The 14348-nt window shown below is 43.9% G+C and carries 7 protein-coding genes; all 7 read right to left on the reverse strand.

Going from position 1 to position 14348, the window contains the following annotated elements; genetic code table 11:
* Window positions 1-84: 84 nt before the first annotated feature.
* Window positions 85-1779 (reverse strand): glycoside hydrolase family 43 protein, encoded by a 1695-nt coding sequence (locus K333_RS0101730; RefSeq protein WP_027452254.1) that lies wholly within the window; start codon window positions 1777-1779, stop codon window positions 85-87.
* A 113-nt stretch (window positions 1780-1892) separates the two neighbouring features.
* On the reverse strand, window positions 1893-3548 hold the full coding sequence (locus tag K333_RS0101735; protein WP_027452255.1) for an endo-1,4-beta-xylanase: 1656 nt from the start codon (window positions 3546-3548) through the stop codon (window positions 1893-1895).
* A gap of 9 nt (window positions 3549-3557) precedes the next feature.
* Window positions 3558-4526 (reverse strand): DUF5627 domain-containing protein, encoded by a 969-nt coding sequence (locus K333_RS0101740; protein ID WP_036885833.1) that lies wholly within the window; start codon window positions 4524-4526, stop codon window positions 3558-3560.
* A gap of 24 nt (window positions 4527-4550) precedes the next feature.
* On the reverse strand, window positions 4551-6347 hold the full coding sequence (locus K333_RS0101745) for a RagB/SusD family nutrient uptake outer membrane protein (RefSeq protein WP_027452257.1): 1797 nt from the start codon (window positions 6345-6347) through the stop codon (window positions 4551-4553).
* Window positions 6348-6359: 12 nt separating this feature from the next.
* Window positions 6360-9173 carry a SusC/RagA family TonB-linked outer membrane protein gene (locus K333_RS0101750; RefSeq protein WP_024989177.1) on the reverse strand — a complete coding sequence of 938 codons (2814 nt, stop codon included), beginning with the start codon at window positions 9171-9173 and terminating at the stop codon, window positions 6360-6362.
* Between the two features lie 37 nt (window positions 9174-9210).
* Window positions 9211-11160: a RagB/SusD family nutrient uptake outer membrane protein gene (locus K333_RS0101755; RefSeq protein WP_036889032.1), complete on the reverse strand. Its 1950-nt coding sequence runs from the start codon at window positions 11158-11160 to the stop codon at window positions 9211-9213.
* 11 nt (window positions 11161-11171) lie between these two features.
* Complete coding sequence (locus tag K333_RS0101760) at window positions 11172-14309, reverse strand: SusC/RagA family TonB-linked outer membrane protein (RefSeq protein WP_027452259.1); 3138 nt, start codon at window positions 14307-14309, stop codon at window positions 11172-11174.
* Window positions 14310-14348 lie beyond the last annotated feature (39 nt).

Consider the following 14348-nt stretch of genomic DNA (forward strand, 5'->3'; position numbering starts at 1 on the left):
AGAAAAAATCGGATTCGAAATCACTTCGAACCCGATTCTGTCCTCAACGAATATTTCGCTGAACAAACTATATATTATCTTGAGTTAATTCTGGTTATTTGTTGCATACAAACCGATGCATGCACCAATAAAGCCACCACTTTGATGTGTACTCAAGTTAACGGCATCTACACCTTGCGCGAGTAATTTCCACTCACCATTTCCTGCAGCGTAATAGAAGCTATAATAACGCCCCTTACCTACGATCTTCAGACGAAGATTCTCCTTAGCCTCCTGCTCGGTAAGTTCGGCAGAAGCGATAGTAACATTCACACGCTCAGCACGATTGAGGACAACAACAGTCTTTCCTGCACGCTTGGTTTTACCAAAGACAAAATTGAATTGCTCATTCTGCAAAAGAACGAGACCAGCCAACTGCTTCGCGTTCTCCGGTGTGAAATCCACCTGAGTCTCTGCCGTGAAATCAGTATGCTGCTGACGAGCAAATACGGCTGCAGGACTATCCATCTGACTGATGTTGGTATTCTTTGCTGCAATCTGTAGCCCCTTATCGGTAATCTTCCAGAATTCAGAAGGATTGCGCAGGAACATCCAACGCCCATTCAACTGACTCTCCTTGAAGTTATCACGATAACCGAAATTACCGGTCATAGGTTCAAATTGTTCACCAGCCTTAAAAGCCTTGTTACCTGCCTTCTTCTGCCAAGCAGTCTTATTCAGTACGGTAGGCATCGCTTTACCCTTCTCCAAGATTACAGGCCAACCATTCTTCCAAGTTACAGGAAGAAGATAGGTATCACGACCCGTATTATAGAAATCATCCTCATAAGGACGGCAACCGAGGAACACAGCCCACCAGTCACCATTTGCACTCTGCAACAAGTCAGCATGTCCAGCACTTGTCACGATATCAGGACGGTTAGGGTCAAGACCTGAGCGCTGTGTAAGGATTGGGTTGTTAGGATTTTCCTCCCAAGGTCCCATCGGATTTTTAGCACGGAAGATGACCTCACTATGCTGATCACATGTACCACCCTCTGCACACATCAGATAATAATACTTACCGATACGATAGAGATGTGGACCTTCTATCCAGATAGGACGTTCCGTAACATGTGTACCACCGCGAACGATCTGCTTGTAGTCTCCTACGATACTATCCCCATTGACATCAAATTTGAAAATACGGATAGCACGCTGTCCCTCATAGTCAGCCTTACCATCTACAGGACCGTTATGTACGATATATCCGGTACCATCCTTGTCGAAGAAGAAAGATGGGTCAATACCATTGATTTTAGGAAGATAGATAGGATCACTCCATCCCTTCTCCGGATTCTTCGACTTCACGAAGAAGTTTCCGGCACCGACATTGGTAGTGATCATATAGAAAGTCTTGTTTTTCTCATTATAAGTAATCGCAGGTGCAAAGATACCCCCGGATACTCTCTGACGCTGCAGAGGCAACTGTGAAGGACGATCAAGCACAAAACCGGAAGGTTTCCAGTTGATCAAGTCTTTACTTGTAGAAATAGGCACACCCGGATAGAAAGAGAAACTAGAGTTTACAAGATAATACGTGTCACCTTTTCTGCAAAAAGAAGGATCAGGATAGAATCCGGCAAGAATAGGGTTATAGTATTTCTGATTCTTGTCGATATTCTTATTAAAACGCGACTCATTACCTTGGTAGTCGAAATAGCCAAAGGTAGCAGTCTGAGCTTCCGCCTGTATTCCCAATGCAGAGACAAAAGCGGCCAACAAAATTTTCTTCATCATATAAATTACTTTTTTGTTTCTTACTTCTTGAAAAAGGAAGACCATGTCTCTCGACACAGTCTTCCGAACCAAAAAATCATGAAATTTATTCCATGAAATGCACAAAAATATTTCTATTTACCAGCAAGTCCGTCTGCGAAACCTGCATAAGCTGGTTTGCGAACGAAGTCTTTGTTCCAAAGACCTACAGGCTGGTTCTTTCTCCATGTATTATCTACATTTGGAGCGTCGGTCTGACACCACTGTGTAATACCGTAACGCTGTGCAGCAGGTATATTAGCAAAGTATGACTTCACGATATACTGATAGAATGCCTTCTGAGCTTCAAGCATCTCATCGGTAGCATCATCGGTTTCTACGGCTTTGCCATTAGCATCATCGATACCCATATCAAGCTCCGACATCTTAACCAATTTACCAGTAGCAGCGAGCAACTTGAACATATTGTCGATGTTCTCCTCGTTCTTTTTCTGCTTAGCAGGGTCCAAAGAAAGGGTAACATGCATCTGTGTACCGATACCGTCGATCTTGGTCGTGCCATCGCTCTCCCAATACTTAATCATATCTATCAAGCCCTTGCACTTCTCGTTGCCATCGCCTTCGAGACCATACTCGTTGACGAACAATTTCAAGTCAGAAGGTCCATACTGGCGAGCTAACGCGATTACTGTGCGAGCATAATCCTTGCCCAGATAATCCTGCCAGAAGAAGTTAGTCTTGGTGTCACCATCGCGACCAGCCTTCTTCAACTCTGTAGGCGCTGAGTCAGACATTGGCTCATTGATAGCATCAAAGGCCTTAACCTTACCCTGGCAAGCCTGCATCATACCACCAACCCATTTGTCAAGAACCTTATTGAGGGAATCCTTAGCAGCCTCTTCGCCACCAGCATTCTCAGCCTCTTCCTTGTCACGTGCCATAGTTGTATGAGTGTGGTAACCTGGTTTGCTCCACGCTCCGATATTATCATCATCGAAATCTGAATTCTTCAGCAAGTTATCGGTAGTACCTTCCTTTACCAATGTGATATCATCGATACAGAAGTCACCCTTGAATGGACCAAACTCAAAGTTCAACTTAATGAGCGGTTTTTTACAATCAAATGTCTGAGAAAGTACTGACCATTCCTTGGTAAACTGGAAAGCAGCAAGATACTGTGTATTATCTGTAGCAGCATCAGAAGCAGGCCAGAAAGGCATATCAAAGCCAGAAGAGGCTTTACCCTTGAATGAGATAGTATATTTTGCACCAACCTCCAAAGGCTTAGACAATGTATAGGTGATGTTACCATCCCAAGGATTTGTTTTTGCCTCAGAACTTGTTACATGCAAGAAATAGTTAGGTGGAGCCAACAAACTCTTAAGATAAGTAACATTCTGCTGTGAATGCCAGCAAAGAGTGTGACCATAAACGGTCATACCAACTTCCTCTGCCTGATTCACAAGATCAGTAACACCACGGAAGTCCATATATCCATCATTCTTCACGATAGAGCCAAACTTCATCAAGTTACCAGGAGTCAACTCATCAAAGTTGTTCTTGGTTACTGCCCAAGCACGATTATGCTTGAAGAAATCAGCAGCAGAAACACCGGTACCCAACTTAAAGTTAGGATTCTCGCTACGGTTTACATACGACTTCAGATAGCCATAGCCATCCTGGCCTGTAACACCAGGCTCATCAGGAGCCTGGCTATACATATCATTATCAGCACAGCCACAAACGAGAAGGGCTGCTGCCGCAAATGAAATTATCTTATTGTATTTCATTGTTTAGGATTATTTGAAGTTAAATGTTTCAAACTTACTCTGACGGTCACGCATAATCAAAGATTCCTTGGTAGAAACTTTATAATATGCAGCACCATTCTTGAACTTTGCTGTGTATTCGAGTTCGAGCAGATCACGGTCTTTATCGCCCCAAGCCTTTGGTGCACCCATACGAGTCCACTTACCAGTACCTGAAACTTCAAAATCAGCATCAGCAGAACTTAATGTGCAATTATCCTTATCATCAAAGGTAAGAACGATGTTACGAGTCATCTCCTTACCATTAACGGTAGCGGTAAGTGCGTATGTACACTGATTCAGAGCTGTTGTAGCAAGATAACGAAGGTCGTACTTTCTGAAATCCGCAGGTTCGCGAGTATTTGTAGAAGTCTTACCATTGTTATCGATCTCATCGGTACCATGACTCAACCAGCAACCTGTGTACTTATTCTTATACTTTACAGCATAGAGTGTATAGTTCTTTGACTCCAAGACGGTATCAGCATCAGCCTTTACAATCTTAAGAGGAAGTACATAGTGAACCTCCTTGGCCTTAGGATCATTAAAGAAGGCATCAGTAAGATGAACCTTTACAGCTCCCATGATCTCACCAGCCTCGATAACAGCTTGGTTAGACTCCAACTCATAATAGTTCTGAGGAAGAGCTACAATAGGCTTACCATCTTCGAAAGTCTTACCATCACACAAAGAATTGTCGACAGCAATCTCTACCTTACGGTCTTGTATGTTTTTCCATACGCCACCAAGTGTAGCATAAACCTCAAATTCATGTGCATTGTCAAGGTCTGTAGGATATACATCGTCACCCAGTGTGATTGTACGCACCGGAGACTGATATGCGAAGTATACTGCCTGACGATCGAAGTCGTCAAACTCTCTATCACCATTTTCGCAAGAGGTGGTCAACATTGCTGCTGATACAGCGAGCATTGACAGTAATACGTTTTTGATTTTCATTTTATTCTTAATTTTTTGATTCGATTACTTTATTTCCCATCCACGGTTCTGAACAAGAGCGTTGAACTTAAGAACCTCAGAGTAAGGGATAGGACCATAAATCATATAATCCTTATAGTCACGCTTCTCTACCTCTATCGGTGTATAGGTCTTTGTTGCATTGTTGATGCTCATACCCTTAGCAGTCTCTGTAAGATTTACATTCCAACGACGAAGATCCCAGAAGCGGAAACCTTCGAAAGAAAGTTCGATACGACGCTCGTTACGAATAAGTTCACGCATCTTAGCCTGGTCGTTCTTGATAGATTCAAGATATTCATTACCTACACCAGCACGCTCATGGATGGCCTTGATAACATCGTAAGCACTATAGTTATGACCACCCTTACCTGTAGGGCCCCAAGCCTCGTTGGCAGCCTCTGCATAGTTCAGGAAGATCTCTGTATAGCGGATACGTGGTGTGTAATGATACTGCTTAGTTGTTGAATTAGGATCAAGGTTGATATCCTGACGGAGCAACTTACGCAGATAGTAACCGGTACGGGTACTACTGTTGGCTACGTGGTCGATACCATCCTTATTTGGGGTTTTACCATCCTCATCTTTAGCATCGGCATTGGTATTGATGACAACATCGTTTACACCAACCTTACTACCATTCAATACAACGAAAGCAGCCAGACGAGGGTCACGATCTGCATAAGGATCAGCAGCCTCATATCCACTACCCTTTACATCAATAGGATAACCATTCTTCATAGGGAATGCGTCAACGAAGTTTTGGGTAGGGTTGATACGACCCTTACCATAGAGAGATGGAGGGAAGTTGTCTTTCTCCCAATCATTATTCTCACCCTTCTCACCACGCCAAAGGATTTCCTTAGGGCACTCACCATTCTTGAAACCATCGATATCCTTGGTATTAGCATACCATGTCCAACCGGTAGGATCCATACCTGCGACACCACCGATAGGGTCAAGTATCTGAGCAGCATAATCAGCGGCATCAGCCCACTTGTAACCAGAAGCTTGGAAAGCAGGACTTGCTGCCAGTAAAGCTGCGCGTGAACGGATAGCCTTTACGATAGTACCGTCAACACGGCCTTTAAAGATTCTACCGAACACACGGTTATACTGACCACTGTTGGCACCTTTGTATTTTGCAGGAATCTCAGGAGAATTATCAGCGAGATCCTTATATTCCATAGGAAGTAACTCCAATGCCTTGTCGCAATCATCATAGATAGCCTTCATGCACTCTGCGAATGTATTACGAGGGAGATTGTGTTCTGAATTTACATCCTCTGACTCAGTAATGATAGGCACACCCATCAACTGGCCGTTAGCATCTACACCACCATGAGCCTGAAGCAGATAATACATGAACATAGCACGTAAACCGTATGCTTCACCTTTCTCACGGTCGTTAAACATCTTTGCTGCCATCTGGTCATCAGCCCAATGTACCTTATCGGCACGGTCAAGGAACAGATTGATATACATAATAGCAGCACGGCAGTCGCGCCAACGTTCTGTTGGGTTAGCGTCTGCTGTCCATGTACCACTGGCAGCCTTACGCCAGCTGTTTGATGGGTCATTGCTTACCGCATCATCAGTAGCCACCTCACTGAAAGGGAAGCTACCACATGGGATTCGGGTATATGCATTACCGAGTACGCCTTCAGCATAACCGGCATCATTATACATATGATCAAGACCAAGGTTATTCTCCTGAGCAGGCTCAAACAGGTCATCACAAGAAGTGAAGGTAAGACCTGCAACAGCGAGGATTGCCAAGGCTATAATATTTACTTTTTTCATTTCTCTAAGATTTTAGAAGTTAACCTTTACACCAAGACTGTAGCTACGGCAATTTGGAGCATTACCTACACTCAGTTCCATGTATTTACGCTCTTTAGCGATTGTCAACAAGTCTGCACCATAAGCATATACCTGAAGACCCTTGACAAACTTACCTGCAAACATTGTTGCTGGGAAATCATAAGTCAACTGAACCTTGTTCAAACGTACTGCGTCTGTCTTATATGTCCAGAAGTCTGATGTTACGAAGTTCAAAGAGCCATCGTTAGATGCTGTCAGACGAGGATAAGTAGCAGTCTCTGCTGTCTCCGGAGTCCAGCGACCCAAGACAACTTCAGAATACTTACCATTGTCACCGGTACCAAAAACCCACTCATAAGAGTTGTTCTTGATAGCAGAAGCACCGAAGTTACCTGTTGCATTCAAGAAGAGAGTGAAGTTCTTATACTTAGCAGTAAAGTTGAAACCAAGTGTGAAGTCTGGTGTCCAGTGGCCAAGAACGACCTGGTCCTTACCATCGATGATACCATCTTCATTCATATCCTGATACTTCAAGTCACCGGCACGAGCTGTGTTGTTTACTACAGCAACACCATTCTTGATGTCGTCCTCTGTCAAGAAGCCTAGGCAACGATAACCGCGAAGAGCATCAATACGAGCACCTTCACTCTTCAACCAGTCGTAAGCAACGTTCTCGCTGTAGCGAGTGTTCTTACATGTATAAACCATACCATTAAGACCTGCCTGCAAATCAACCTCACCAAACTTCTTATGAGCATTCAGAGAGAAGTCGAAACCTGTACGACTCTGATTGTTATAGTTCATATAAGCGAGGAATGAAGACTGAGGCCAACCTGTTTGGTAATAACTTGGCATCAATGACTCTGGTGTTGTCAACAAGCCATTAGTCTTCACATCAAAGAAGTTTGCATCCAATGTGATGAGACCATTCCAAAGGTTTGCGTCCAAACCAATACGGAACTCGTTACGCTTTACGAAACCGAGGTTCTCATTTGCACCACGCTTAGAGTCTGAAGTCTGCATAGAGTTTGCACTCTCACTCCAACCCCACCATGTACCACTAGAAGTGAACAGGTTGTCGTACATATAATACTTCTCAATATCAAGATCCTGGTTGATTACACCATAAGAAGCGGTAAGCTTCAAGTCGGTCAACCAACTCTTTGCATTCTCAAGGAACTTCTCGTTAGAAAGACGCCAACCCAAAGTAAGAACCGGAGATACAGCCTCACGATGACCCTCAGCCAACTTAGCAGAGTGAACACCAGCCATAGAGAGATCAGCATAGTATGTATGAGCATAGTTGTAAGCCACCTGCAAGCCAAGGTTTGCGTTGCTGATACGGTGATACTCACCTGAGAGACTGCGCTGATAACCATTAGCCAACAATGTAGCATTTACATTGTGCTGACCGAAAGAACGGTCGTAGTCGAACTGTGCCTGGAAAAGTACGGTCTGCTTATAAGTAGTACCATTGGTACCAGGAACACCGGTACGCTTATCTGTCTGATACTTGGTCAAATTTGAGATACCATTATATGTATTAGGATCCCAAGTAGCCTCGTATGTTGCGTAGTCATTAGACAATGTAGTATTATAGGTAGTAGCATAGTCTACAGCAAACTTAGTCTTGAAAGTAAGTCCTTTCAGAACACTGTTCAAGTCGAAGTTCACACCCATATCAAACTGCATCTGACGACTTGTATACTTATTCCAACCAGCTACATACATAGCAGCGAATGGGTTGGTCTGCAAATCCTGTGTACCACCAAGAAGATATTTACCGTCAAGCACATAGTTTGAGTTGGCAACAATATCTTGGAGAGTCTGATTGTTAGGATCGATACCAGCGATAGGAATCAGCGGTACAAGAGGATGGTCCTGATAAGTAGGACGAATCTTTGCTGACTTAAACCAATAGTCTGAGCGGTCGCTATGTATATCATAGAATGTAGCATTTGCGTTAACATAACCGGTAATCCAATCGTTCAGGCGAAGGTCGATGTTACCACGAACGTTCAGACGAGTAGTACCATTCTTCTTACTTTCACCGAAGTTCAATAGATCGTTGGCATGATACAAACCGATGTTAGCATAGAAATGTGCAAACTTACCACCACCGGAGAACTCTGCATCACCCTCATAACGCTGATAAGTTTTCTTCAAATAATCACTTGAGAAGAAGTTCAAACTTGGGTAACGATATGGATTATCCTGCAAACTGTAAGAATAGATATCATCCTCACTGAAGACAGCAGCTTTACCATCATTCTGCAAAGCCTCATTGTATAGCTTCATATAATCAGCAGAAGCCAAATACTTAGGATAAGACTTAGGAACGAAAAGACTGGCATTACCACGAGCACTGATCTTCAGACCTTCGTTACGACCACGCTTCGTAGTAATCAGGATAGCACCTTTAGCAGCACGGCTACCATAAAGAACTACCGCATTAGCAGACTTCAGGAAGGTGATCTGTTCGATTTCCGTAGGCAAAACATTATTTGCATCACGAGGAACACCATCAACGATGACGAGAGCACCACCCATGTTCCACAATTGACCTGTATAACCACCTACATAAGCCTGCATATTATCGAGGCTATAGGTAGTATAGTTCTTGTGAGTGAGCTCTACCATGTTGATAGAAGAGACACCACCCATCAAATCGCTTTTGTCAACGGTACGGAAAGCTACATTCACCTTGCTGTTGGCAATTGAATCGGTGTAGTCCGCATCGTCTTGAGCCATTGCTGCCATAGGGAGCAAAGCCATACCAAGTGCGATATTATATATTTGTTTCATAACTCTTGTATTCGAAATGTAAATTTATTAATTTGATTTACCATCCTGGATTTTGAGGGAATCCTTCGTAAAGCTGGGTATCAGACTTCTTCAAAGGCAACCAATAATGTTTGTCTGTGAAGTTACGCTTCAAGATCTGAACTTCCTTGAAACCGGAAACCTTCTCGTTCTTCTCATCACCGGCACCAACAATGCTCTTGTTACCATCCTTGTCAGTTACGATAGAGAAGCCTTCTACACGCTGGAATTCCTGTGATGTCTTAATATTATAAGGATACTTGTCGAGAAGCAACCAGCGACGAAGGTCGTTGAAACGATGGCCCTCGAATGCCAACTCTACAGCACGCTCACGACGAACTTCGTCCATGAACTTATGTGCATCTGTTGAATAAGTACCACTTACAGGATCTACTCCTGCACGATCGCGAACCGCATTGATAGCCTGAAGACCTGTCATTGTAGTAGTAGCATTAGCACTAGGGTTACCGGTAGCAGCAACGATAGACTCTGCATACATCAGGTAAACATCAGCCAAACGCATCCATGGAATATGGATATGAATCTGTGGAGACCATCCATATTCATCATCCCACTTGTTACATCCTGTAGTAATAAACTTATAATCGAAATAACCTGTACGGCTACCGCGAGTCTCACTTCTGAACGCACCACCTGTCTGGAGGTCTGCATAACGCCACTTGGTGTTATCATCCTTACCGGTAGTTTCCTTCTTAACCATACGGCAACCATCAAACTTGATATCGTGATAGAAACGTGGGTCACGACCCTTCCAAGGATGTTCCTTATCGAAACCTGAGTGAGGGTCATTAAGAGGAAGACCGTTAGCCATACCATAATAGTTAACATAGTTAGCTGTTGGCAAGAAGATGACACCACCATCATTGATATCACTACCTCCATAAGCCAAAGCCTGTCCCCAACGAGAAGCACCCCATCCTGAACCGTAGGTAGGACCACGGAAGATAGCCTCTGTAACAGAACCGTCCTTAGTCTGACCAGGCATCTTACCACCTTCACTTACAGTAACGAAGTTGTTAGAATACTGATCGAATGGCAACAAACCGATAGGGTTCTTAGAAGTAGAAGTCTTCAATGTCTCGAAGAGTTCACCGAAAGCTTGAGCAGCCTTCATAGCATAATCCTTATCATAATCGTAGGTATCACCCTTAACGCCTTTAGACATTAATGGACTAGCGGCCCAGAGATAGTTCTTACCAAGATAACCCAATGCAGCGATCTTAGTGACACGCAACTGGTTCTTACCTTTCAAGCCACCCATAGCCTTTGTATCATCCCAGTCGATAGGGAGCAAGTCGGCAGCCTTACGGAAGTCAGCAGCACACTTGTCTGCACACTCCTTATATGTCTCACGAGGCAAATTCAACACTTCGTCTGCAGGGAGCACTCTATCTATATAAGGTAGACCGCCTAAGTACTGGATCAACTGGAAGTGGAACCAAGCACGGAAGAAGTAGAGCTGACCCATGAGCAGATCTTTCTCCTCTTTTGTACCCTTGAAATTGTCGATATTGGCAAGACCCAAGTTAGCCTTACGAATACCATACATACAACCAGGATACAAGCTATGACCGAAACGGTCTGAACCAGGATTGAAGCTAGCCACAGAACCACGATCAAGCCAACCAGCCTGCCAGCCGTCATGCTCACTCTGCCAACCCCAGAAGTCACCCTGGTCTACTTTATATCCGAAATGGAAATTAGCACCACCGGTATTGATGATTTCATCCTCACCCCAGTTCCAAGAGTTAGTCCAATAACCATTGGTGAAGTCAGGGATACAATAGTACAACTCCTCTGTAAAACCCTGGAAGTTCTTGAAATCCTTGAAGGCATCCGTACTAGAGATGTCAGATTCCGGAGATTTATCCAGATAGTCGGTACATGAGGTAAGACCCATAGAGAGGGTCAATGCACCTAATAATATATATTTATTAAGAAATTTCATTGTTATGAATATTAGAAATTGATTTTAAGACCCAGGTTGAAACGCTTAACGGTAGGATAAGCACCCTGAGAGCCCAGACCAGTACCTGCGAAGTTAGACTCACGGTCGTCCGGCATTCTAGACCATACCCAGAGGTTATTACCATTCAAGTACAAACGAATGCTGTTGATACCCATGCTCTTAACCCAAGGCTGAGTAAAGGTATATGCAATTTCTGCATTCTTCAAACGAATGAATGAACCATCATAGTGGAAACGAGTACCCTCGGCATAGCTTGGAGTAGAATTGATACGAGGCATTGGAGCGTCAGCATTCTGAGTATCCTTTGTCCACAATGTACCCTCATCGAATACGGTATCAAGTTTCTTACCAAGAGAGTTGAATGCTACGTAACGGTCTACGTTAGTTACGCCATAGAACTGTACATAGAAGCTCCAGCCCTTATATTCTGCACCGACAGATGCACTATATGTATTCTCAGGAATACCTGTATAACCATAAGGAGCTGAGTCGTCTGAATCAATCTTACCATCTGCATTGTAGTCAACTACAGTGTAAGAACCTGGCAATTTCTGATTATCATTAGTATCAAACTCTGTCATACCATAGATCTGGTCCCAAGTATTAGCGAAACCTGTAGTCAGGTTAGCATGGTCCTGACCGATAGCATATCCGGCCTGCTTCTGGTAAGCTGGCTTCAAAGCTGGGTCATCCTTAACGATGATCTTACATCTTGCGTGAGTCATATTGAAGTTACCCCACAGACGAACATTATTGATTACCTTGTTGACACGAAGTTCCAACTCATAACCGTTAGTTCTTGACTTACCAAGGTTAGATGTAGCAGGAGACATACCGAAATAAGTAGGTACGGCACGGTCGCCACCAGGAACCAAGATATCGCTACGCTGCTCGTGGAAGAACTCTAAGCTACCTGCGAAGAGACCACCCAAGAAGCTATAATCTACACCGAAGTTCTGCTTAACAGCAGTTTCCCAATGTACATTCTCATTACCGATCTTCTTCTCATAATACCAAGTATAAGGACTGGCATCCTGATTCAGACCCTGGATAATGCTACCAGACTGGTTTGCACCTCTTGCATTATATCCCCACTCAGAAGCATAAAGCCAACGAGAAGGACTCCAATCGTTACCTACCTGACCGTAGCTGTAACGAAGCTTCAACATGTCGACAACTTTCTTAACTGGCTTGAAGAATTTCTCTTCGCTGATAAGCCAACCGATAGCGCCTGAGTTAAAGAAGTGGAAACGGTTCTTAGGACCGAACTTCTCAGAACCATTGTAAGCACCATTGTACTCTGCGAAGTAACGACCTGCATAATTATATGTAGCACGGAAAGCCCAGTCCTCACGATAATTAGGGAAATCACTTCCGTAAGCATTCTCTGTACGATTGAACACACCCATTGCGGTAACATCGTGCAAACCGAACTTCTGCCCCCAGAACAACTGAGCCTGATAGAAGAGGTTACGAGCACCTACGCCTACAGAACCAGCATCTGTTGTCCAACGGATACCCTCATTGAAGTCGAAACCAGTCTTGTTATCACCTTTCTGAGAATAGGTCACTTCACCGGTCTCTGGGTTGATCCACTTAGTCTGTGTACCATGGTTCATATCGTTGATACCACGCTTATCCTCGGTAAAGGTATTATCCCAAGAAACAGTAGCACTAGCTCTCAAACCTTTCAAGAGGAAGCTCAAATCCTGTTCAATGGTAAAGTCGGTATTGATACGAGTATTAGTAGTATTGTTGATACCAGCGATAGCCAAATCCTGTACAGAGTTGTGAGCACCCTGAGTATCATCAGGATAATAACCCCAAGTGCCATCACTATAACGAGGAAGGAAAGCATCTGTAGGTGCTGAATAAGCAGCCTCCCAGAGCTGAGTCTCTGCCCATGAACCACGACCTACGCCATAAGGGCCCTGAGAAACACCATGAGAACCAAAGAGGTTAACCTTCAACTTGGTAGTCTTAGTCAACTGGAAGTCGAGGTTAGAACGGATGTTTACACGGTTGAAACCATAACCGGCCTTATAACCACGGTTATTGTCCCATCTCTTATAAAGGTCACCCTCGTGTAAGAAATCCAAAGAAGCGAAGTAGTGTACGAACTTGGTACCACCACTTACATTGATATTAGGATTGTAAGAGAAAGCGGTCTTGTTGAACAACTCGCTAGCCCAATCTACATTAGGATAACGTTCAGCCTCCTCAAGGTTAGCAGGGTTACGATACTTTTCGAGGATATACTCAGGAAGCACCTTGCTCCAAGATCCAGGCTCTACGCCCAATTCATATTCAGCTGCCTGGTTACGAACGCGGAGCGCATTGTAACTATCAAACTTATTAGGCAACTTAGACACTACCTTGGCAGCCATCTGCATACCGATTTCGATTTTGGCCTTACCCTCTTCACCACGCTTGGTAGTAATCAAGATAACACCATTTGCACCACGTACACCATAAACGGCTGTTGCAGAAGCATCTTTCAATACAGAAATGTTCTGAACTGAAGCGATATCGATAGATCCCATAGGACGCTCGATACCATCGACGAGGATCAGCGGCTGAGTATCACCCCAGGTACTGACACCACGGATGACGATCTGTGGATCCTCATCACCTGGCATACCAGAACTCTGCATGGTGATAACACCAGGAAGATTACCGGTCAATGCTGCACCCAGTGATGACAAACCACCGGTACGTTGAAGAGCTTTAGCATCGGTCTGTGTGATAGAACCAACGACTGAAGCTTTCTTCTGCTGACCATAACCAACTACGACGACTTCGTCTGTTGTGTGTGCATCACTTTTCAAAGTAATACGCAAAGGTCGCGAACTGTTCGCTGTTACATCTTTCGTAACCATTCCAATGTATGAAATGGTCAAAGTAACTTGCTTAGAAGGCACCTGCAACACGAAGTTACCATCAAAGTCGGTAACTGCGCCTACAGAATGATTGCCCTTCATGACGACAGTGGCACCAATCAATGGTTCACCACTTTCATCCGTAACATTTCCCTTGATGGTGTTCTGTGCCAATGCTGTCATTGAAGAAAGCACAAGCATCAACGCCACCAGCGAAATGACTTGCAAAAGTCTGCTTAAATGTTTCATTGTAATTATTAGGTTGATTGATAAAATTAACGCAACAAA

The sequence above is a fragment of the Segatella albensis DSM 11370 = JCM 12258 genome (genome assembly GCF_000426565.1).
In the GTDB taxonomy this organism is placed as follows: domain Bacteria; phylum Bacteroidota; class Bacteroidia; order Bacteroidales; family Bacteroidaceae; genus Prevotella; species Prevotella albensis.